The 19,858-nt window shown below is 62.6% G+C and carries 22 protein-coding genes; 14 read left to right on the forward strand and 8 right to left on the reverse strand.

Going from position 1 to position 19,858, the window contains the following annotated elements:
* Positions 1-8: 8 nt before the first annotated feature.
* Positions 9-686, forward strand: coding sequence for a thermonuclease family protein (locus ABEB22_RS09135; RefSeq protein WP_339113204.1), 678 nt, complete (start codon positions 9-11; stop codon positions 684-686).
* Positions 687-767: 81 nt separating this feature from the next.
* Positions 768-1,019 (forward strand): DUF465 domain-containing protein, encoded by a 252-nt coding sequence (locus tag ABEB22_RS09140; RefSeq protein WP_339113203.1) that lies wholly within the window; start codon positions 768-770, stop codon positions 1,017-1,019.
* A 57-nt stretch (positions 1,020-1,076) separates the two neighbouring features.
* Here ABEB22_RS09140 and ABEB22_RS09145 read toward each other — a convergent pair whose 3' ends face one another.
* Entirely contained in the window at positions 1,077-2,468 is a 1,392-nt protein-coding gene (locus ABEB22_RS09145; RefSeq protein WP_339113202.1) for a short-chain fatty acyl-CoA regulator family protein, read from the reverse strand.
* Positions 2,469-2,573: 105 nt separating this feature from the next.
* Between ABEB22_RS09145 and ABEB22_RS09150 the strand changes: the two genes are divergently transcribed.
* The 7 genes from ABEB22_RS09150 (at position 2,574) to ABEB22_RS09180 (ending at position 9,170) form a co-directional block, all read left to right on the forward strand.
* Entirely contained in the window at positions 2,574-3,170 is a 597-nt protein-coding gene (locus tag ABEB22_RS09150; protein ID WP_406870132.1) for a hypothetical protein, read from the forward strand.
* A 270-nt stretch (positions 3,171-3,440) separates the two neighbouring features.
* Entirely contained in the window at positions 3,441-4,973 is a 1,533-nt protein-coding gene (locus ABEB22_RS09155) for an acyl-CoA carboxylase subunit beta (RefSeq protein ID WP_339113200.1), read from the forward strand.
* Positions 4,974-5,036: 63 nt separating this feature from the next.
* The gene (locus ABEB22_RS09160) at positions 5,037-5,414 is read left to right on the forward strand and encodes a DUF6497 family protein (protein WP_339113199.1); all 378 of its coding nucleotides are present in this window, start codon (positions 5,037-5,039) and stop codon (positions 5,412-5,414) included.
* A 196-nt stretch (positions 5,415-5,610) separates the two neighbouring features.
* The gene (locus tag ABEB22_RS09165) at positions 5,611-5,739 is read left to right on the forward strand and encodes a hypothetical protein (RefSeq protein ID WP_339113198.1); all 129 of its coding nucleotides are present in this window, start codon (positions 5,611-5,613) and stop codon (positions 5,737-5,739) included.
* 231 nt (positions 5,740-5,970) lie between these two features.
* Positions 5,971-6,363 (forward strand): hypothetical protein, encoded by a 393-nt coding sequence (locus ABEB22_RS09170; protein WP_339113197.1) that lies wholly within the window; start codon positions 5,971-5,973, stop codon positions 6,361-6,363.
* 376 nt (positions 6,364-6,739) lie between these two features.
* Positions 6,740-6,985, forward strand: a complete 246-nt coding sequence (locus ABEB22_RS09175; RefSeq protein WP_339113196.1) for a hypothetical protein — start codon at positions 6,740-6,742, stop codon at positions 6,983-6,985.
* 181 nt (positions 6,986-7,166) lie between these two features.
* Positions 7,167-9,170: an acetyl-CoA carboxylase biotin carboxylase subunit gene (locus ABEB22_RS09180; RefSeq protein ID WP_406870133.1), complete on the forward strand. Its 2,004-nt coding sequence runs from the start codon at positions 7,167-7,169 to the stop codon at positions 9,168-9,170.
* Between the two features lie 13 nt (positions 9,171-9,183).
* Here ABEB22_RS09180 and ABEB22_RS09185 read toward each other — a convergent pair whose 3' ends face one another.
* On the reverse strand, positions 9,184-9,555 hold the full coding sequence (locus ABEB22_RS09185; protein WP_406870134.1) for a DUF4174 domain-containing protein: 372 nt from the start codon (positions 9,553-9,555) through the stop codon (positions 9,184-9,186).
* 385 nt (positions 9,556-9,940) lie between these two features.
* On the opposite strand from ABEB22_RS09185, the gene ABEB22_RS09190 reads away from it, so the two are divergent.
* Both ABEB22_RS09190 and scpA read left to right on the forward strand, forming a co-directional pair.
* Positions 9,941-10,786, forward strand: coding sequence for a hypothetical protein (locus tag ABEB22_RS09190; protein WP_339113193.1), 846 nt, complete (start codon positions 9,941-9,943; stop codon positions 10,784-10,786).
* A complete protein-coding gene (gene scpA / locus ABEB22_RS09195) occupies positions 10,743-12,887 on the forward strand; it encodes a methylmalonyl-CoA mutase (RefSeq protein ID WP_406870135.1) in 2,145 nt (714 codons plus the stop codon). Before ABEB22_RS09190 ends, scpA begins: the two co-directional genes overlap by 44 nt.
* A 10-nt stretch (positions 12,888-12,897) precedes the next feature.
* On the opposite strand, the gene ABEB22_RS09200 is transcribed toward scpA, so the two are convergent.
* The 4 genes from ABEB22_RS09200 to gatC are packed head-to-tail and all read right to left on the reverse strand — an operon-like array spanning position 12,898 to position 16,072.
* Entirely contained in the window at positions 12,898-13,587 is a 690-nt protein-coding gene (locus tag ABEB22_RS09200) for an N-acetylmuramoyl-L-alanine amidase (protein ID WP_406870136.1), read from the reverse strand.
* A complete protein-coding gene (locus tag ABEB22_RS09205) occupies positions 13,587-14,297 on the reverse strand; it encodes a hypothetical protein (RefSeq protein ID WP_406870137.1) in 711 nt (236 codons plus the stop codon). The genes ABEB22_RS09200 and ABEB22_RS09205 overlap by 1 nt, the downstream gene beginning before the upstream one ends.
* Before the next feature lie 12 nt (positions 14,298-14,309).
* Positions 14,310-15,788, reverse strand: coding sequence for an Asp-tRNA(Asn)/Glu-tRNA(Gln) amidotransferase subunit GatA (gatA, locus tag ABEB22_RS09210; RefSeq protein ID WP_350937028.1), 1,479 nt, complete (start codon positions 15,786-15,788; stop codon positions 14,310-14,312).
* Positions 15,785-16,072, reverse strand: a complete 288-nt coding sequence (gene gatC, locus ABEB22_RS09215; protein ID WP_339113188.1) for an Asp-tRNA(Asn)/Glu-tRNA(Gln) amidotransferase subunit GatC — start codon at positions 16,070-16,072, stop codon at positions 15,785-15,787. The genes gatA and gatC overlap by 4 nt, the downstream gene beginning before the upstream one ends.
* Positions 16,073-16,229: 157 nt before the next feature.
* On the opposite strand from gatC, the gene ABEB22_RS09220 reads away from it, so the two are divergent.
* Entirely contained in the window at positions 16,230-16,922 is a 693-nt protein-coding gene (locus ABEB22_RS09220) for a metal-dependent hydrolase (protein WP_339113187.1), read from the forward strand.
* Positions 16,923-17,005: 83 nt separating this feature from the next.
* Here ABEB22_RS09220 and rpoH read toward each other — a convergent pair whose 3' ends face one another.
* Positions 17,006-17,902, reverse strand: coding sequence for an RNA polymerase sigma factor RpoH (gene rpoH / locus ABEB22_RS09225; RefSeq protein WP_339113186.1), 897 nt, complete (start codon positions 17,900-17,902; stop codon positions 17,006-17,008).
* Positions 17,903-18,100: 198 nt separating this feature from the next.
* Entirely contained in the window at positions 18,101-19,132 is a 1,032-nt protein-coding gene (locus ABEB22_RS09230) for an RluA family pseudouridine synthase (protein WP_406870138.1), read from the reverse strand.
* On the opposite strand from ABEB22_RS09230, the gene ABEB22_RS09235 reads away from it, so the two are divergent.
* Positions 19,131-19,442, forward strand: a complete 312-nt coding sequence (locus tag ABEB22_RS09235) for a DUF6476 family protein (protein WP_350937022.1) — start codon at positions 19,131-19,133, stop codon at positions 19,440-19,442. The two genes, ABEB22_RS09230 and ABEB22_RS09235, sit on opposite strands and share 2 nt — an antisense overlap.
* On the forward strand, positions 19,439-19,858 hold the full coding sequence (locus ABEB22_RS09240) for an NUDIX hydrolase (protein WP_406870139.1): 420 nt from the start codon (positions 19,439-19,441) through the stop codon (positions 19,856-19,858). Before ABEB22_RS09235 ends, ABEB22_RS09240 begins: the two co-directional genes overlap by 4 nt.

A 19,858-nucleotide genomic window follows, 5' to 3' on the forward strand; every position in this document is an offset into this window, starting at 1 on the left:
ATACCGGCATGCCCCGCGATATGTGGGGCATGTTTCGTTTTGTTTATGTTCTGCTGATCGCTTTGATCGCCTGCGCCCCGCCCGTGCTGGCCGAAACCGTGTCCGGCAAGGCGCGTGTCGTCGATGGCGATACGCTGGAGATCAACCATCGCAAGATCCGTATCTCCGGGATCGACGCGCCCGAAAGCAGCCAGAACTGCACCCGAGCGGATGGTCGTGGCTGGGCGTGTGGACGCGAGGCGACAGGTCTCATGCGTAAACTCGCCGCAGGCAAAGTGGCCTGCACGGGCGGCAGTTCGGATCGCTATGGCCGGTTGATTGCGGTCTGCAAGGCCAAAGGGCAGGATATCGGCGCGCAGATGGTCGTGCAGGGCTATGCGATGGCCTATCAGACCTATTCCAAAGCCTATGTCTCGCAGGAGAAATCCGCGATGATCGCCAAGCGCGGCCTCTGGGCTGGGACATTCCAGACCCCCGCCGAATACCGCGCGCATAAGAACGACGCCCCCGACAGCAGGGCCTCGGCAGGCTGCACGATCAAGGGCAATATCTCGAAAAACGGCAAGCTCTACCACATGCCGGGCTCGGCCTCCTATGCCGCCACCAAGATCAGCACGGCCAAGGGGGAGCGATGGTTCTGCAGCGAGGCCGAGGCCCGGAAGGCCGGTTGGGTCCGCGCGCATTGACACCGCCTTGATCCGTATCAAAGAGCGTCACCCGCGCCTTTGGTATCATGACCTCGCAAACCAGAAAGGCGGAGGTCCGGAATGACTGAACATCTTCATACCCTGAGTGTCGAATTCCCCGCATATCGTGTCCAGCTGCGCGAGTTGAAGGCGGCCGATCCGCATGCCGCGCGTCTGATGGAGGAATACGAGGCCATCAACGAGCAGGTCCAGCGCGCGATGGAGGGAGTGCAGCCAATAGAAGCGCTGGCCGAGGTGGATCTGCGCAAGAAACGCGCGATGCTCAAGGACCAGATCGCACGGGCTCTGGCGCAGGAAGTGACAGCGGCCTGAGGTGTCCACCATCGAGATCCTGAAGCCTCCGGTCCTCGGGCCGGAGGCTTCGTCATGTCAGGCGATATCGTAGGGCAGGAGGCCCCGCCGGTCGAGATCGACGGTCAGCTTGCGCTCGAGCGGCGGTACCGAGCGTTGGTGGCAATTGCGGCGCTCGCAGATGCGGCAGGAGATGCCGATCGGCTCATAGGCGCGGGGATTGCCCAGCTCCATATCATCGGCATAGACCACATCCTTGGCATGGCTGACCTCGCAGCCCAGACAGAGCGAATAGCGCCGCACGGGGGCATGGAAGCTGCCACCCTGCTTGGACACGTCCTTCGCGATACACAGATAACGCGCGCCGTCCGGCGTCTCCGCCAGCTGGCGCAGGAAGCGGGTGGGGGTTTCAAACGCCTGATGCGCGATCCAGAGCGGGCAGGAGCCCCCGAACCGCGCGAATTGCAGCCGTGTGGCCGAGTGGCGCTTGGTAATGGTGCCTGCCTGATCGAGGCGCATGAAGAAGAAGGGGAGCCCCTTGGCGCCGGGTCGCTGGAGCGTGGAAAGCCTATGGGCGACCTGCTCGATGGAGGCACCGAACAGCTCGGCGAGGATTTCCAGATCGTGGCGGTTGTCCTGCGCGGATTCCAGAAACTCGACATAGGGCATCACGGCCGCGCCCGCGAAATAGTTGGCCAGCCCGATCTTGGCGATGGAACGTGCGGTTTCCGACTGGAAGCGCGCCAGATCCAGAGTGGCCTCCAGAAGCTCGTTCTGGGTGATCAGCGCCACCTGATGCATCAGCTGGAAGGCCTGAGTGGATTTCTTGGCATGGCGGGCAATGGTGATGATGCGCCCGTCGCGCTCGCGCACGCCCGAGATATCGGCGAATTGCACGCGGATGCCACGGGCCTCCAGCGCCTCGATCGCCCGCGGGATCGGCTCGGCGCGTGTGCCATCGGGGCGAGCGAAATGTTCGGCTGCACGGTCGACCGCATCGATGTAATTGTCGCAGTAATGGAAGAAATCGCGCACCTCTTCCCAAGGGCTCTGCACGGTGCTGGCATCCTGACCGAGAGCGGCATTCAGCGAGGCGAGTTTCTCGTGGGTGCGGCGATAGGCGCTGTGGAGTTCGAGGAAGGATCGCGCCAGTGCCGGTGCATTGGAGGCCGCAAGCCGCAGATCGGCCATCGGTGTCGAGGCGTCGGCGAAGATCGGGTCGGCCAGAGCCTCGGTCATGTCCGAGACCAGACGTTCGGCATCGCCTGCAGAAAGCTCGGTCACATCCAGCCCGAATTCGGAGGCGAGCGCCAGCACCACCTGTGCCGAGACGGGGCGATGGTTGTTTTCCATCTGGTTGAGATAGGGCAGGGACACGCCCAGCCTGTCGGCAAAGACCTTCTGGGTCAGGCTCAGACGGGTGCGGGTCTCGCGCAGTTTGATGCCTGCATAGAGTTTGGGTGTCGCCATGCCTGATCTCCTTTGCAAACCCGCTGATACATATGCAAACCCCGTTTGGTCAATTGCCTTTGCGTGCGGTTTCGGTTTAGCTGCCGCCAGTTTTCGGGGGTGGATATGCGTCAATTCGGTCTGGTTGTGCTGATGGCCTGCGGGCTTGGGTCCGGTCTGGCAGGCTGTGCGCCCGAGCCTCTGACGCAGGCCGATCTGGCGCAGATGGCGCATCCTTCCGCACAGATCCGTGCGCAAGTGGAGGCGCTGACGCCCGCCGCGATGGCGGAGCTGGACCCGATGGAGGCGCGTATCCTCTCCGAGGGGCGTCCGCTGAACGCGGTCGAGACGGGTTATGCGCTAAAGGCCGGTGTGCATCACCCCGAGCGGGTGCGTGTTCTCGCATGGCAGGGGAGGTTCCCCGCGCCGAAGGATAAGGCCCTTGCCAGGGTCTATAAGCCCGGAAACGCGCTGGCGATCACCTTCGGCTACGGGATCGCGGCGCGTCAGGAGGACCCGTATCTGATCGCGCATGAGCTGGTACATGTGGCGCAATACGAGCGTCTTGGCGGGCGCGAGGCCTTCACGCGCGAATATCTGACGCAGGAGCTTGTGCTCGGGGGCTACGCGACCCCGCTGGAGCGCGAGGCTTTCAAACGCGGCCACCGGATCGCGCCGGTGCCGGCGGGGGCAACCCGCCGCTGGATCGAGTCACTGGATTAAGTATTTCGCATTTGCGGCGAAAGCGGTGTTGATTTTGGGCCGCTGACCTATTGCGCGCTTGACCCGCGCCGCGCTCCGCGTAAGGCTGGCCAGTAGAATGTGCCGGCGACCATCGGCTTGTTGCGTGACGAATAGCCTTATTTCCTTCGGTTTATTAGCAGATTATGCAATTAGCAACGCAGGCTTTGCCAATAGTTTGCAAATTTTCCGAATTCCGCTTTGATATTACCCTGCGCCTGCATACTGTCGGGGCAAGGAGAGGGGAGTTTCATGAGAGATATTCTGCAAGAGCTTGAGGACCGTCGTGCACAGGCCCGTCTGGGCGGAGGGGAGCGCCGCATTGCCGCGCAGCACAAGAAGGGCAAGCTGACGGCGCGCGAGCGGATCGAGCTGTTGCTCGATGAGGGCTCCTTTGAAGAATTCGACATGTTCAAGACCCATCGCTGCGTGGATTTCGACATGCAGGCCGACAAACCCTATGGCGATGGGGTGGTGACCGGCTGGGGCACGATCAATGGCCGTATGGTTTATGTGTTCTCGCAGGATTTCACCGTCTTCGGTGGCTCGCTTTCCGAGACTCATGCCGAGAAGATCTGCAAGATCATGGACATGGCGATGCAGAATGGCGCGCCGGTGATCGGGCTGAACGACTCGGGCGGGGCGCGGATCCAGGAGGGTGTGGCCTCGCTTGCGGGCTATGCCGATGTGTTCCAGCGCAATGTCGAGGCGTCTGGCGTGATCCCGCAGATCTCGGTGATCATGGGGCCCTGTGCGGGCGGCGCGGTCTACAGCCCCGCGATGACCGACTTCATCTTCATGGTGAAGGACAGCTCCTATATGTTCGTGACCGGCCCCGATGTGGTGAAGACGGTCACCAACGAGGTGGTGACCGCAGAAGAGCTGGGCGGCGCGCTGACACATACCAAGAAATCCTCGGTGGCGGATGGGGCCTTCGAGAATGATGTCGAAGCACTTTACGAGGTCCGCCGTCTGGTGGATTTCCTGCCGCTGTCAAACCGTGAGAAAGCGCCCGTGCGGCCCTTCTTCGATGACGTGGCGCGGGTTGAGGACAGCCTCGACACGCTGATCCCCGCCAATCCGAACATGCCCTATGATATGAAAGAGCTGATCACCAAGGTTGCGGATGAAGGCGATTTTTACGAGATCCAGCGCGATTTCGCGGGCAATATCATCACTGGTTTCATCCGGCTCGAAGGGCAGACCGTGGGGGTGGTGGCCAACCAGCCGACAGTGCTGGCAGGATGTCTCGATATCGACAGCTCGCGCAAGGCCGCGCGCTTCGTGCGCTTCTGCGACTGTTTCGAGATTCCGATCCTGACCTTTGTCGATGTGCCCGGCTTCCTGCCGGGGACGGCGCAGGAATATAACGGAGTTATCAAACACGGGGCAAAACTCCTGTTCGCCTATGGCGAGGCGACGGTGCCCAAGGTCACGGTGATTACCCGCAAGGCCTATGGCGGCGCCTATGACGTGATGAGCTCGAAACATCTGAAGGGCGATTTCAACTACGCATGGCCCACGGCAGAGATTGCGGTGATGGGCGCCAAAGGAGCGGTGGAAATCCTCTACCGGTCCGAGCTGGGCGAGCCCGAGAAGATCGCCGCGCGGGTGAAAAACTACGAGGACCGCTTCGCCAATCCATTCGTTGCGGCCGAGAAGGGGTTCATAGACGAGGTGATCCAGCCCCGCTCGACGCGCCGCCGTGTGGCGCGGGCCTTTGCGTCGCTGCGCTCCAAGAAACGCAGTATGCCGATGAAGAAGCACGATAATATTCCGCTGTAAGAGGTCAGGATGAGGGTTTGGGGGTGTCTGCCCATAACGCTGTGCCGGAGGGTGTTGGCTCTGGTGGCTGTTATTGGTGCGGGGCAGGTCGCGGCGGCGGATATGCCGGCGTCGGGGGTGGCGGTCGCTGTTCCCTCGGGGCGCCATGTCGAATGGCTGACCAGCCAGACCGATGCCAGCGGACCCGAGGGGCTGACGATCCGGCATTTCTTCCTCATGCGCGATCTGACCGAGGATGACGACACCGCGATGGGGGATATGCTGGCGCTGTGCGAGAGCTTCGCGCTTCCACATCTGTCCGCTGTCGGACCGCAGCCCCAACAGATTGTGATCTCGCTTGCCGACCGTCCCGTGGTGTTCGGCACATCCGACCCCGAAGCCACGCAACTTATTGCAGGATATGCGATTTCCGGCGAGCGCTGCGAAGAAGAGATGTTCTGATGCGCCATCGGCGGGAAAATGATAATGGGAATGTGATGGCTCTGTGCAAGCCTTTAGAATCTGCTAGGATCTGCGTGAGCCGTACCGGCTTGGGGTCGTTGGCCACAGGGGGTTTCACCTGTGTCTTAACGGCGTCCTTCCCAATCATGCTCACCCCGTTCGGGATGCGTTCCCAGGGTGTGAAAAGGAGAAGAACATGTCGACCAAACTCATTCTCGCGCTTGGCCTCGTTGGTTTCATGGCTGCCTGCGCGCCCAAGCCCGCTCCGGCGCCGATGCCGGCCGAGCCGGTCACCGCAGAGCCGGTTTACCACAGCAAGCTCTGACCTTATTCGCGGGCAGGGGGCATCCCCTGCCTGCACCCCCGAAAAACCTTTGATCCGCTCCCAACTTATGGCCGATTGCGCTAATCTGGGACGGACAGCGCCTTCAGAAGTGTTTATGAGGACTATGCCAGCGCAGACGCGTCTGGCCATGATCCCGCATCCGGCATGGGGCATCCCCTGCCGCGTGACGAACACTAGACCGGAGACCGCTCCGGAGAAGAGAGGCGCCAAATGCTGAAACACCGTGGTTTCCCCGGGCGTTTGCCCAGCACCGATTACCAATTCGTCATCCGCCGTGCCAACAAAAAGGGCGCGACGAAGATCATCCGCCGTGAGCGGTTCAAGGACCGTGCGGCGATGGACCGTAAGGCCGATGAAGGCTTCATGGCCGCTTTGTGGAATTATTTCGGCGAGGAGCCTTTCGAGCGCGGAAATCTGGATGCGGGCCGCATCAGCTGGCTGTTCGGCCGTGAGGTCGTGGCCGCGGAAGATCCGTTCGATCCCGAGTCCTATGAGGCGCTTCTGAAGATCGACCGGCGTCGGGCCGAAAGTTCCTTCCCCGAGGTCTTCGCCGATCCCGGCGCGTTCGACTGGGACGAGAATGACGAGGACGATTGGGACTGATGCGACACGGGTCTGATAGAAAACGGCAATTTCTTGCTGCTGCCTCCGCGTCGGGGGTTGCAAGAGACGCCCATCGCGCGCAGGTTGATTTCTATCAGCCCGGAGCTATCTGGACTGATGCCTCTCTCGAGAGGAAACTCCCTGTTGGAACTTGCCGACCTGACCTCATGGTGCATCCTGCCCATGTCAGGTCGGATTTTTTCCGCAGCGTCAGCGTGTCTTCCTCCGGTTTTTCTAAGCGGATTTTTTCTCAGCTTCGGCAAGGCTTTGCCGAGGGGCGCGCGCCTGCGCGCAGCTGTGCACGAATCCGCTTTTCTTCTTCGTATTCCGCACTAGGTTCACATCGGAACACAGTTTTTCACGGAGTAGAAATCCTATGCGTAAATCGGCAATTCTCGTCGCGATCCTCGGCGCAACCGCAGCACTCGCAGGCTGCCAGTCGGGTAACGGTTATGGCAATGGCGGCTTCCTCAACAGCGATGGTGGCCGCGCGCTCGTGGGCGCAGGTGCAGGCGCGCTCGTTGCCGACGCGACCGACAATAACGTTGTTGCAGGTGCCGCACTTGGCGCGGGCGCAGGTGCGCTCTGCGACGACGCGGGTGTCTGCTCGCGCAGCTACTGAGTTTCGCGACACGGACGCTCGCCGTCCGTGCCGTAGGACTATTCGGGAAACGCCATCGGTGCCATGCGCTCCGGTGGCGTTTTTCGTGCCGGATGACAGAAGGAACAGAGTGGGATGGAGGGAAGGCCGCGGCTGACCTTCGGGCCCGCGGGCTTGCCTTCCCCCCGAGGGAGGAAAGCCGATGTTCAAGAAGATCCTGATTGCCAACCGTGGCGAGATCGCCTGTCGCGTGATGAAGACCGCACGCGAGATGGGCATCCAGACGGTGGCCGTCTATTCGGATGCCGATGCGCAGGCGTTGCATGTGCAAATGGCCGATGAGGCGGTGCATATCGGCCCGCCACCCGCCAACCAGTCCTATATCGTGATCGACAGGATCATGGAGGCGATCGCCAAGACCGGCGCCGAGGCCGTGCATCCGGGCTATGGCTTCCTGTCGGAGAACTCCAAGTTTGCCGAGGCACTGGAGGCGGCTGGCGTGGCCTTTATCGGCCCGCCGGTGAAGGCGATCGAGGCGATGGGCGACAAGATTACCTCGAAAAAGATCGCGCAGGAGGCGGGGGTCAATACGGTTCCGGGCTATATGGGACTGATCGGGGATGCCGAGGAGGCGGTGAGGATCTCGGAAGAGATCGGCTATCCGGTGATGATCAAGGCCTCTGCCGGTGGCGGTGGCAAGGGGATGCGGATCGCGTGGAACGCGCAGGAGGCCCGAGAGGGGTTCCAGTCCTCCAAGAACGAGGCGGCCAGTTCTTTCGGCGATGACCGGATCTTTATCGAGAAATTCGTCACCCAGCCGCGCCATATCGAGATCCAGGTGCTCTGTGATGCGCATGGCAATGGTATCTGGCTGAACGAGCGCGAGTGCTCGATCCAGCGGCGGAACCAGAAGGTGATCGAGGAGGCGCCCTCGCCCTTCCTCGATGCCGAGACCCGCAGGGCTATGGGCGAGCAATCCGTCGCTCTGGCCAAGGCGGTGGGCTATACTTCGGCTGGGACGGTCGAGTTTATTGTCGATGGTGACAAGAACTTCTATTTCCTCGAGATGAATACCCGCCTGCAGGTCGAACATCCGGTGACCGAGCTGATCACCGGTATCGATCTGGTCGAGCAGATGATCCGCGTGGCCAATGGCGAGCCTTTGTCGATCCGCCAAGATGATATGAAGATCAATGGCTGGGCGATGGAGAGCCGGCTTTATGCCGAGGATCCTTATCGCAACTTCCTGCCCTCTATCGGCCGGTTGACGCGGTACCGTCCGCCGGTTCAGGGGCAGACCGCCTCTGGCGGGATCGTGCGCAACGATACCGGCGTCTACGAGGGTGGCGAGATCTCGATGTTCTACGACCCGATGATCGCCAAGCTTTGCACATGGGGCCCGACCCGCGCCGATGCGATCGAGGAGATGCGCGTGGCGCTCGACCGGTTCGAGGTGGAAGGCATCGGGCATAACCTGCCGTTCTGCGCCGCCGTGATGGACCATGAGCGATTCATCTCGGGCAATATCACCACCGCCTTCATTGCCGAGGAATATCCCGAAGGGTTCGAGGGGGTGACGCTCGGGGCGGATATGCTCAAGCAGGTGGCGGCCTCGGTTGCGGCGATGGAGCGGGTCGCCGAGATCCGGCGCACGCGGATTTCCGGAACGCTGGGCAATCACGAGCGCAAGGTGGGCGATGACTGGGTGGTGACGCTTCAGGGCGAGACCTATCGCGTGACGATCCATGCCGATCGTGCGGGGGCCGATGTCGGCTTCGACGATGGCACCACGCTGCGTGTCAGCTCGGACTGGACGCCCGGGGACCAGCTGGCCGAGCTGCTGGTGGACGGGGCGCCTCTGGTGCTGAAGGTCGGCAAGGTCTCGATGGGCTATCGTATCCGGCTGCGTGGCGCGGATCTGAAGGTTCTGGTGCAGACGCCCCGTCAGCACGAACTCTATCAGCTGATGCCCGAGAAGCTGCCGCCCGACACCTCGAAACTGCTTCTGTGCCCGATGCCGGGACTGGTCGTGAAGATCAATGTCGCGGCGGGCGAGGAAGTGCAGGAAGGTCAGGCGCTGGCCACCGTCGAGGCGATGAAGATGGAGAATATCCTGCGCGCGGAGCGCCGCGGCGTGGTGAAATCGGTCAATGCCGAAGCGGGTGCCTCGCTAAAGGTGGATGACGTGATCATGGAGTTCGAATGAGCGCCACGGTCGATCATAGAATGCCTGCGAGGCGCGGGGGGCTCTCCGCGCTGAGGGCGCCGCGGCGGATCTGCTCGCGGCGCAGCGGCATCTTGTCGATCGACCGGATCACCTCGCGCCCCGTCCATGGTAGCGGCTTGCGCAGCGCCACTGTGCCGTCTTTGGCGAGGATCACCAGCGCGAACCCCGTGGGGCGCAGCTTGCGGCGGATCTCGCTGGGCGTGGCGGGGTCGGTATCGGTGATCACCACCACATCTCGGGCCGCAAGTTCGGGCCAGCGGTCTTCCAGCTCGGCGATCTGGTCGGCAAACGCGGGGTCTGCGGGGCTGTCGGCAAAGACCACGACGGGGCGTTTCTGCCAGACGAAATCATTCAAATTCGCCATATCTGCGGGGATCGGAGCGAAAGGGGCTACTGGCTGGGCCTGCGCCAGACGTGGTTCATCCTTCGGTTGCGCCGGATCCTGCGCAAGAGCGCTGTGTATTGGAAAGGCAAGAAAAAATGCCGCTAACCAGAATGGTGCCATTGTCGTCATTCCGGCGACAGATTGTTTAGCGACCCGTCGGCCCCTGATTTCGTTATTAAAACTCAATTCAAATCCTCCCGTTAAGCAGTTTTCCAGAGATCGCGGCGCATACTCGGCCTCGGGGCCTGTCCCCGCGTGGAGTCGCGGCACATTGCCAGACGCGCTTTCTGGAAAGAGCTTTCTCTTGGACGTTATACTACATTTAGGGGTCCACCGCACGGCCACAACCTCGTTTCAGAACTGGATGCTTGCGAATTCGGGCATCCTGTCGCGTCAGGGGGTGGCTTTCTGGGGACCGGAGCGCACGCGGGCGGGGCTGTTCTCGGGCTTGATCAAGCGCGCCGATCTGGTCTCGGCGCAGGATATCCTCTCGGCGCGGCGCTCGGCCACGCGGATCCGGATGGAGATCGACAGGATCGAGGATCAGGGCTTCCACACCCTGATCATCAGCGAGGAGAACCTGATCGGGTCGATCCCGCATTGCCTGAGCCACGGGATGCTCTACCCCGATGCGCGCGGACGGCTGGAACGGGTGGCAATGGTGCTCGGCCCGCATCTGACGGGCGTCGCAATGGGGATCCGGCGCTATGATGCGTGGTGGGCCTCGATGCTGGCGGTCGAGCGGGTGCGTGGCGGCGAGGCGGCAACGCCCCAGCGGCTGCGGATGCTGGCGCAGAACGGGCGTGGCTGGCCCTGTGTGATCGATGCGGTCGAGGGCGCTTTCGGGGTGCGCCCTCAGGTCTGGACACATGAGGCGATGGCGGGCCGTCACGAGATTCTTCTGCGACGGTTGGCGCCGAAACTCAGTCTGACGCCGGGCCTCACAGTTGCGGTCGAGCGCGCGAATGCCGCCGCCGCCGTTCAGGGGCAATTGGGCCGGGGCTATATGCCGTTCAGCATTATGCAGCGGGGTCAGATGACCGCGCGTTATCAGGCAGAGCTGGAAACCCTGCGCCGTGGTCGTAGGGATCTGGCAATCATGGAAACGGGAGGTGCCGCGCCGGGAGGATATTCGGCCATGCCTCTCACGGAGGAAGGATGGGTCGATGACCAGCAAAACCGAGGCCGACAAGCAAGCGGAATGGGCTGAACTCGCGGCGAAGGAGCTGCGCGGCAAGCCTCTGGACAGTCTCGACTGGGAGACGCTGGAGGGCATCCGTGTGAAGCCGCTCTATACGGCGGCCGATACCGAAGGGCTGGACCATCTGGGCACGATGCCCGGGATCGCGCCCTATACCCGTGGCCCCAAGGCCACCATGTATGCGGGCCGCCCCTGGACAATCCGGCAATATGCGGGCTTCTCCACGGCCGAGGAATCGAATGCCTTCTATCGCCGTGCGCTGGCGGCGGGCCAGCAGGGGATCTCGGTCGCCTTCGATCTGGCGACCCATCGCGGCTATGACAGTGACCATCCCCGAGTGGTGGGCGATGTCGGCAAGGCCGGTGTGGCGATCGACTCGGTCGAGGATATGAAGATCCTGTTCGATGGCATTCCGCTGGATAAGGTCTCGGTCTCGATGACGATGAATGGCGCGGTCATCCCGATTCTGGCGAATTTCATCGTGGTGGGGCAGGAGCAGGGCCATGACAAGGCCGTGCTTTCGGGCACGATCCAGAACGATATTCTCAAGGAATTCATGGTGCGGAATACCTATATCTATCCGCCCGAACCCTCGATGCGGATCATCGCGGATATTATCGAGTATACCGCGAACGAGATGCCGAAGTTCAATTCGATATCGATTTCCGGCTATCATATGCAGGAGGCAGGCGCGAATCTCGTGCAGGAGTTGGCCTATACGCTGGCCGACGGACGCGAATATGTGCGCACGGCCATTGCCGCCGGTATGGATGTGGATAAATTCGCCGGTCGTTTGTCCTTCTTCTTCGCGATCGGGATGAATTTCTTCATGGAGGCGGCCAAGCTGCGCGCGGCCCGCACGCTCTGGTCGCGGATCATGGCGGAATTTTCGCCCCAGAACCCGCAATCGAGCATCCTGCGCACCCATTGCCAGACCTCGGGCGTGTCTTTGCAGGAGCAGGACCCCTATAACAACGTCATCCGCACCGCCTATGAGGCAATGGCGGCGGCCTTGGGGGGCACACAATCGCTCCATACCAATGCCCTCGACGAGGCGATCGCGCTGCCCACCGATTTCTCGGCGCGGATTGCGCGCAATACCCAGCTGATCTTGCAGGAAGAAACCGGCATCACCAATGTGATCGATCCGCTTGCGGGCAGCTATTATGTCGAGAGCCTGACGGCCAACCTGATCGAGGAGGCATGGAAGCTGATCGAGGAGGTCGAGGCGATGGGCGGCATGACCAAGGCCGTGGCCTCGGGCATGCCCAAGCTGCGGATCGAGGAGACGGCGGCCAGACGTCAGGCGCTGATCGACCGTGGTCAGGATGTCATTGTGGGGGTCAACAAATACCGTCTGGCGCAGGAAGAGCCGATCGATATTCTCGATATCGACAACGTCAAGGTGCGCGAGAGCCAGATCGCGCGGCTGACGCAGATGCGGGCGAGCCGCGACGAGGCGGCCTGTCAAGCGGCGCTGGCCGAACTGTCCCGCCGCGCGAAAGAGGGTGGCAACCTGCTCGAGGCCGCGGTCGAGGCCGCGCGGGCGCGGGCCTCGGTGGGGGAGATCTCGATGGCGATGGAGAAGGAATTCGGGCGTCACCGCGCCGAGGTGAAGACCCTCGCGGGGGTTTATGGGTCGGCCTATGAGGGGGATGAGGGCTTTGCCCAGATCCAGCGTGACGTGGAGGCCTTTGCCGAGGCCGAGGGCCGCCGTCCGCGGATGCTGGTGGTGAAGATGGGGCAGGACGGCCACGACCGCGGTGCCAAGGTCATCGCCACGGCTTTCGCCGATATCGGCTTCGACGTGGATGTGGGGCCGCTGTTCCAGACGCCGGAAGAGGCGGCGCAGGATGCGGTGGATAATGATGTCCATGTGGTGGGGATCTCGTCGCAGGCAGCCGGTCACAAGACGCTTGCGCCCCAGCTGATCGAGGCGTTGAAAGCCAAGGATGCCGGGGACATCATCGTGATCTGCGGCGGCGTCATCCCGCAGCAGGATTATGACTTCTTGAAAAAGGCGGGGGTCAAGGCGATCTTCGGTCCGGGCACCAACATCCCGACCGCCGCCAAGGAGATCCTGCAGATCCTCGAGGCGCAGCGCGGCTAGGGGCGCCGCGCTAGCAGGCTCGCCACTGGTCGCCATCCTGCCCGTAATCGCGGGCGAGGGCGGCGATCAGGCCCATATCGGTGCTGTCGAGCGGTCCGTCATGGAAGGGGCGGAAACGCAGACGGACAGCAGGCAGGATACGATCGTGATCGGGCGAGGTATAGCCGAAGAGCTGCGCCAGCGTCAGGAATTGCGCCATATCCGGTGCCAGACCGTCTACCGGTTGCGAGGGCATGACCGCCAGCCCCTGTCGGGCCAGACGTGCCCAGTCAAATCGCGGACCGGGATCGAATTTGCGGGCGGGTGCCATGTCGGAATGGGCAATCACATTCTGCGGCGGGATCTGCCATTGGCGCAAGATACGGGCCAGCAGCCCTTCGAGCGCCGCCATCTGTGCATGGGCAAACGGCCGTGTACCGGGATTGTCGAGCTCGATCCCGATGGAGCGGGAGTTCAGATCGCTACACTCGCCCCAGTGTCCGACACCGGCATGCCATGCGCGGCGCGCCTCGTCGACCAGCTGCATCATCGTGCCATCATTGCCGATGAGCCAATGGGCGGAGACCTCGGCTGCCGGATCGCACAGGCGCTCCCGGGCCGTGTCCATGTCTTTCATGGCTGTGAAATGCAGGACGACATGGTCAGGCCGCGCACCTTCCCGTCGCTCTCCATGGTTGGGCGAGGGGAAGGGCTCTGTCATCAGTTACGGGCGGCCTGGAACGGGCGCGGATCCCAGCCACAGGCGAACCCGTCGCCATCGGGATCCAGATTGCCCGGATCCTTCTCGGGACCGCCATTAGCCAGGAAGGCGATCTGCGCCTTGTCGGGCGAGACATATTTCGCGCAGGCCTTTGTCGTGGAATTGAACTTGATCCCGCCGCGCGTATAGACCGACTGGCCCGGCTGGTTATTGACCGAGAGCGCATAGGCGGCAAGGTTGGGGCCGCCGGAGCCCGAGGCTGCACTATAGGTGTCGCCCGCGGTCTTCTGCGCGGGGGCAGGGGCGGTGAACGTGTCCTCTGCGCGCTCGGCCGCTGTTGCGGTGCTCGAATAGGGCGAGGAGGCAGGGGCGTAATCGGTGACCTGCTGCCCGCCCGATTGCGGGGCTGTCGCGTTGAGGGCCGCCAGCGTGTCGGCCCCCAGTTGTGCGTTGGGGTCATTGGCGGGGGCGGCCGCCGCAGCGGTCGTGCCCATGGCCGACATCGGCTGACCCGATGCCGCGGTGGTCGTGGAACCGGCGGTGCTGCCCTGAAGCTGCGACTCGCGCTGCGCCAGATAATCGCGATAGCTTTCATTGCCCCCCAAGGCGGGTGCGCCCACACCGGCGGCCGAATTCGGCACGCTCGGCTGGCAGGCGGCAAGCGCCAGCACGGAGAGGGTCAGTGAAAGTCCAAGAACTGGCGCGCGCATGCGGTTACTCCATTACCACCATTGGTTCGGCTTGGCATTGAAGCCTGCCGCACGTTCGAGCACAAGAGCATGGTTGAGCAGCTCGCCCTCTTCCCACGGACGGCCGATCAGCTGCAGGCCGAGCGGAAGCCCCTGTTTATCAAGGCCGACCGGCACCGAAACGCCCGGCAGACCGGCAAGGTTGAGTGTGACGGTGAACACGTCATTGAGATACATCTTGACCGGATCGGCATCCTTCATCTCGCCGATGGCGAAGGCCGAGGAGGGTGTGGTCGGCGCGAGGATGGCGTCGATCCCTGCGGCGAAGGCTTGCTCGAAATCGCGCTTGATCAGCGCGCGCACCTTGCGGGCGCGGTTGTAATAGGCGTCATAGAAGCCAGCCGAGAGCACATAGGTGCCGATCATGATGCGGCGCTGCACCTCGGGGCCGAAGCCCTCGGCGCGGGTCTTGGCATACATGTCGTCGATGCCGTCGCCCTTGCCCAATGTCGCGCGGTGGCCATAGCGCACCCCGTCATAGCGCGCGAGGTTGGACGAGGCTTCCGCCGGCGCGATGACGTAATAGGCGGGCAGGGCGTATTTGGAATGCGGCAGCGAGATATCCACGATCTCGGCGCCGGCATCGCGCAGCATCGCCATACCGTTATCCCAGAGCGCCGCGATCTCTTCGGGCATACCATCTAGACGGTATTCGCGCGGGATGCCGATTTTCTTGCCACGGATATCGCCAGTCAGGGCTGCTTCGAAATCCGGCACCGCGATTTCGGTCGAGGTCGAATCCTTCGGGTCATGCGAGCACATCGCCTGCAGCATGATCGCCGCATCGCGCACGTCCTTGGTCATCGGGCCCGCCTGATCGAGCGAAGAGGCATAGGCCACAACACCCCAGCGCGAGCAGCGGCCATAGGTCGGCTTGATGCCGGTGATGCCGGTGAAGGCCGCAGGCTGGCGGATCGAGCCGCCGGTATCGGTGCCGGTCGCCGCCAGGCAGAGGTCTGCCGCCACGGCCGCCGCCGAGCCACCCGAGGAGCCACCCGGCGTGCGGGCTTTGTCATCGACCTTCCAGGGGTTGATCGCGGGGCCGTAGCAGGCGGTTTCGTTGGACGAGCCCATCGCGAATTCATCCATCGAGAGCTTGCCCAGCATGACTGCGCCCGCATCCCAGAGGTTCTGGGTGACGGTGGATTCGTATTCGGGCTTGAAGCCTTTGAGGATGTTCGAGCCTGCCTGCGTGGGCACGCCCTTGACCGCGAAGAGATCCTTGATCCCCAGCGGGATGCCGCACATGGCAGGCGCATCGCCTGACTTGAGGCGGGCATCGGCGGCCTTGGCCATATCCAGCGCCATCTCGGGGGTCTTGGCCGACCATGCGTTGAGCGCATCCGCGCCCTCGATAGCCTTCAGGCAGCTTTCGGTCAGTTCGACAGAGGTCGTCTCGCCCTTGCGCAGCGCGTCACGGGCTTCGGAGATTTTCAGCGTATTGAGGGTCATTCCACCACCTTCGGCACGGCAAAGAAGCCCTCGCGGGCATCGGGGGCGTTCTTGAGGATCTTGTCCTGATAATTGCCATCGGTCACCTCGTCGACGCGGCGCTTGAGGCGCTGCGGGCTGACGGAGGTCATGGGCTCGACGCCCTCGACGTCCACCTCGGTGAGCTGCTCCATGAGGTTGAGCATGTTGGAAAGATCCGAGGCCAGCTCGGGCAGATTGTCTTCGGCCACTTTGATGCGGGCCAGATGCGCCACCTTGCGGGCGGTATCGATGTCGATGGACATATGTTTCTCCGCTGGATTTGGCACGGGTTTAGCGGCAAGACCCCGCGCGTTCAAGGAGAAGCGGTCACGATCGGGCGCTTGCTCTTCCCTTTCTCGCCCTGCCGCCTACAGTCTGGGAGGAAATCTTCCTGATGACCCATGAAAAGGAGAGAAAACCATGAAACTCACATGGCTCGGCCATTCCGGCTTCCGTCTCGAGATCGAGGGCGCGACCCTGCTGATCGACCCTTGGCTTGCGGGCAATCCGACCTTCCCCGAAAGCAGTCGCGCCGAGGCCATCTCGGGGGCGACCCATATCCTTCTGAGCCACGGCCATGGGGACCATTCCGCCGATACCGTGGCCATCGCGCGCGAGCTGGGCATTCCGGTGGTGTGCATTGCCGATATTGCGAGCTACTGGGCCGAGGCCGAGGGGATCGAGACGATGGGCTTCAACAAGGGCGGCACCGTCGATCTGGGCGGCGCCAAGGTCACCATGGTCAATGCGTCGCATTCCTCGAGCATGGATGGCCCGAACGGCCCGATCTATACCGGCACCGAATCGGGCTTCATGATCAAGGGCGAGGGGCGCTGCATCTATTTCTCGGGCGACACCGACATCATGGCCGATATGGCCTGGATGGGCGAATACCACGCCCCCGATATCGGTATTCTCTGCGCGGGCGGCCATTTTACGATGGATATGAAAGCGGCCACTTGGGCGGCCAGGAAATACTTCGATTTCAAGACGGTGATCCCGTGCCATTACAAGACCTTCCCGCTTCTGGAGCAATCGGCGGAAGAAATGGTCAAGGGCCTGCCGGGGGTGGATGTGATCGAGCCCGAAGTGCTTAAGCCCATCGAACTCTAATACAAAAGCCGCGGCAGGGGACTGCCGCGGCTTAATGAAAGCCCCGTGCCGGATCAGGCCGGATCAGGCCGGATCAGGCCGGATCAGGCGGGAATGCTCATACCCTTTTCGGCGGCCAGTTCGCGCATGCGCTTTTGCAGCTTCTCGAAAGCGCGCACCTCGATCTGGCGGATACGTTCCCGCGAGACGTCGTATTTCGCGGAGAGATCCTCGAGCGTCACCGGATCCTCGCGCAGTCGGCGCTCCATGAGAATATCCTTCTCGCGGTCGTTGAGCACATCCATGGCGCCCATCAGCATCTCGCGGCGGGTATTCAGCTCGTCGCTTTCCGCATAGGCCTCGGCCTGATCGGCATCCTCGTCCTCGAGCCAGTCCTGCCATTGCGCGGCCCCCTCTTCCGAGGCGCCGACCTGTGCATTGAGCGAGGCATCCGAGCCCGATAGACGCCGGTTCATCGAGATAACCTCATCCTCGGTCACATTCAGGTCATGGGCGATCTGGGCCACATTCTCGGGCCGCATATCGCCATCCTCATAGGCACCAATACGGGACTTGGCCTTGCGCAGGTTGAAGAACAGCTTCTTCTGCGCCGAGGTCGTGCCCAGCTTCACCAGCGACCACGACCGCAGGATATATTCCTGAATGGCCGCACGGATCCACCACATTGCATAGGTGGCAAGGCGGAAGCCCTTCTCGGGATCGAAGCGCTTCACGGCCTGCATCAGGCCCACATTCGCCTCCGAGATCACCTCGGCCTGCGGCAGACCATAGCCGCGATAGCCCATAGCGATCTTGGCGGCCAGACGCAGGTGTGAAGTGACCATCCTGTGCGCGGATTCCGCGTCCTGATGATCGACCCAGCGTTTGGCCAGCATATATTCTTCTTCGGGCTCCAGCAGGGGGAATTTGCGGATTTCCTGAAGATAGCGGTTCAGCCCCTGTTCAGGGCTTGGGGCTGGAAGGTTGGTATAACTCGACATGTGAACCCCTTTCTTTCCGTCTTGACGGCCCGATATGGGAAGGCGGGCCATCTGTTACAAGATGTCGTTTCAGAAACCTTAACGCGTAAAGGCGGCGATGGGTCCGAAATGACCTTTGGCTGGGGAATAGAAAAGAACATGCGCCCGCCGCTTGCAAGCGAAAGGCGCATCATGTGACGTTTAAGTGAACTAATCGGTTCAGATTGAAACATTTCCGCGGAGCGCGGTCAGTAGCTGTTCCATGTCATCGGGCAGCGGCGAAGAAAATTCCAGCTCCTCGCCCGTCACCGGATGGACAAAGCCCAAGGTGGCGGCATGCAGCGCCTGACGCGGGAAATTCGCCGCCGCATCGATGGCTGCCTCGCCCAGCGATTTCGGCAGCTTGCGCCGCCCGCCATAGACCGGATCGCCGATTAGCCCGTGGCCCGCATGCGCCATATGCACACGGATCTGGTGGGTGCGCCCCGTCTCGAGCCAGCAATCGATCAGCGCGGCAACGCCCTGCAGGTCCTCGACCGTGCGTGCCCGCGTTACCGCATGGCGCCCGCCGTCAAAGCATACAGCCTGTTTCTGGCGGTCGGTTTTGTGCCGCGCGAGCTGGGAGGTGATCTTGAGCACGCCGCCCTGTTCGAAATTAACACCCTTGGTGCCGCGCAGGCGCGGATCGGCCGCCGAGGGCACCCCGTGACACACGGCCATATAGTGGCGGTGCACGGTATGCTTCTCGAACTGCTTGGCGAGCCCGTGATGGGCGGCATCCGATTTCGCCACCACGAGGAGGCCCGAGGTCTCCTTATCGATCCGGTGCACGATACCCGGACGCTTCTCGCCGCCGATCCCCGACAGATTGCCACCGAAATGGTGCAAAAGCGCATTGACCAGCGTGCCATCGGGCGTGCCGGGGGCGGGGTGGACCACCATGCCGGCGGGCTTGTTGATGACGATCAGATCGTCATCTTCCCACAAGATCTCCAGATCGATCTTCTGCGCCACGGTCTCGACGTCGCGCGAGGCCTCCACGGTGATCTCGTAGACCTCGCCTGCCGCGACCTTGGTCTTCTGTTCGGTCACCGCCACGCCCTCGCGGGTGACCGCGCCATCGGCGATCAGTTTCGCCAACCGCGAGCGCGAGAGGTTTTCTTCTTCTGGCACAAGTGCGCTCAAAGCCTTATCAAGACGGTCGGCAGGGGGCTCTTCCCCGATTTCGATGCGAAGGATACGCTGTTCCATGTCCGATCCGATCTCCGATCCCGACGCGCCCTTGCCAGAGCTGCGCTTTCTCAAATGGCTGGTGACAGCCCTTGCCGTCACCATGATTGCGGGCCTTCTAACCATCGTGACGCTGCTTGTCATCCGCTTCAATCAACCGAGCGAGAATAAGCTGACCCTGCCAGAGACGATTTCACTGCCCGAAGGGACCAAGGCGGCCTCGGTCACGATGCAGCCCGACCGGATCATCGTGGTGACCGAGGATGGTCGTGTGCTGGTCTATTCGGTATCGGGGCGCCTCACCGGCCAGACGCGGCTGAGCGCCCCATGACCGAGCCGCGGCTGGGCGTTCTCGCGGTCTGTCTCACCCAGACCCATGCGCTTCTGGTGCGCCGCCGTAACCCGCCCGATGCGGGGCTCTGGGGGTTTCCGGGCGGGAAGGTCGATTGGGGCGAGACGGTGGCTCAGGCAGCAACGCGCGAGCTTCGAGAGGAAACCGGCGTTGTGGCGCGGGCAGGGTCACAAATCGATGCGGGTGATTTCATCACGCGGGACGCGGCGGGCGCGGTGGCATGGCATTACTATCTGGTGGCGATCGCCTGCCATGCCGACGACCCGCAACCCGTGGCGGGCGATGATGCGATGGAGGCGCGGATGGTGCCTTTTGCCGAGATCGAGGCCGGTGCATTGGCGATGAGCGCGGGCGTGGCCACGCTTTTGCAAAAGGCGCGGGCCGCACGGGGATGA

Source organism: Thioclava sp. 'Guangxiensis', from assembly GCF_045348365.1.
GTDB lineage: Bacteria > Pseudomonadota > Alphaproteobacteria > Rhodobacterales > Rhodobacteraceae > Thioclava > Thioclava kandeliae.

Coding starts and splice junctions, on each gene's coding strand:
- ABEB22_RS09135 (WP_339113204.1), top strand. CDS start 9: ATGCCCCGCGATATGTGGGGCATGTTTCGTTTTGTTTATGTTCTGCTG.
- ABEB22_RS09140 (WP_339113203.1), top strand. CDS start 768: ATGACTGAACATCTTCATACCCTGAGTGTCGAATTCCCCGCATATCGT.
- ABEB22_RS09145 (WP_339113202.1), bottom strand. CDS start 2,468: ATGGCGACACCCAAACTCTATGCAGGCATCAAACTGCGCGAGACCCGC.
- ABEB22_RS09150 (WP_406870132.1), top strand. CDS start 2,574: ATGCGTCAATTCGGTCTGGTTGTGCTGATGGCCTGCGGGCTTGGGTCC.
- ABEB22_RS09155 (WP_339113200.1), top strand. CDS start 3,441: ATGAGAGATATTCTGCAAGAGCTTGAGGACCGTCGTGCACAGGCCCGT.
- ABEB22_RS09165 (WP_339113198.1), top strand. CDS start 5,611: ATGTCGACCAAACTCATTCTCGCGCTTGGCCTCGTTGGTTTCATGGCT.
- ABEB22_RS09170 (WP_339113197.1), top strand. CDS start 5,971: ATGCTGAAACACCGTGGTTTCCCCGGGCGTTTGCCCAGCACCGATTAC.
- ABEB22_RS09175 (WP_339113196.1), top strand. CDS start 6,740: ATGCGTAAATCGGCAATTCTCGTCGCGATCCTCGGCGCAACCGCAGCA.
- ABEB22_RS09180 (WP_406870133.1), top strand. CDS start 7,167: ATGTTCAAGAAGATCCTGATTGCCAACCGTGGCGAGATCGCCTGTCGC.
- ABEB22_RS09185 (WP_406870134.1), bottom strand. CDS start 9,555: ATGGCGAATTTGAATGATTTCGTCTGGCAGAAACGCCCCGTCGTGGTC.
- ABEB22_RS09190 (WP_339113193.1), top strand. CDS start 9,941: ATGCTTGCGAATTCGGGCATCCTGTCGCGTCAGGGGGTGGCTTTCTGG.
- scpA (WP_406870135.1), top strand. CDS start 10,743: ATGACCAGCAAAACCGAGGCCGACAAGCAAGCGGAATGGGCTGAACTC.
- ABEB22_RS09200 (WP_406870136.1), bottom strand. CDS start 13,587: ATGACAGAGCCCTTCCCCTCGCCCAACCATGGAGAGCGACGGGAAGGT.
- ABEB22_RS09205 (WP_406870137.1), bottom strand. CDS start 14,297: ATGCGCGCGCCAGTTCTTGGACTTTCACTGACCCTCTCCGTGCTGGCG.
- gatA (WP_350937028.1), bottom strand. CDS start 15,788: ATGACCCTCAATACGCTGAAAATCTCCGAAGCCCGTGACGCGCTGCGC.
- gatC (WP_339113188.1), bottom strand. CDS start 16,072: ATGTCCATCGACATCGATACCGCCCGCAAGGTGGCGCATCTGGCCCGC.
- ABEB22_RS09220 (WP_339113187.1), top strand. CDS start 16,230: ATGAAACTCACATGGCTCGGCCATTCCGGCTTCCGTCTCGAGATCGAG.
- rpoH (WP_339113186.1), bottom strand. CDS start 17,902: ATGTCGAGTTATACCAACCTTCCAGCCCCAAGCCCTGAACAGGGGCTG.
- ABEB22_RS09235 (WP_350937022.1), top strand. CDS start 19,131: ATGTCCGATCCGATCTCCGATCCCGACGCGCCCTTGCCAGAGCTGCGC.
- ABEB22_RS09230 (WP_406870138.1), bottom strand. CDS start 19,132: ATGGAACAGCGTATCCTTCGCATCGAAATCGGGGAAGAGCCCCCTGCC.
- ABEB22_RS09240 (WP_406870139.1), top strand. CDS start 19,439: ATGACCGAGCCGCGGCTGGGCGTTCTCGCGGTCTGTCTCACCCAGACC.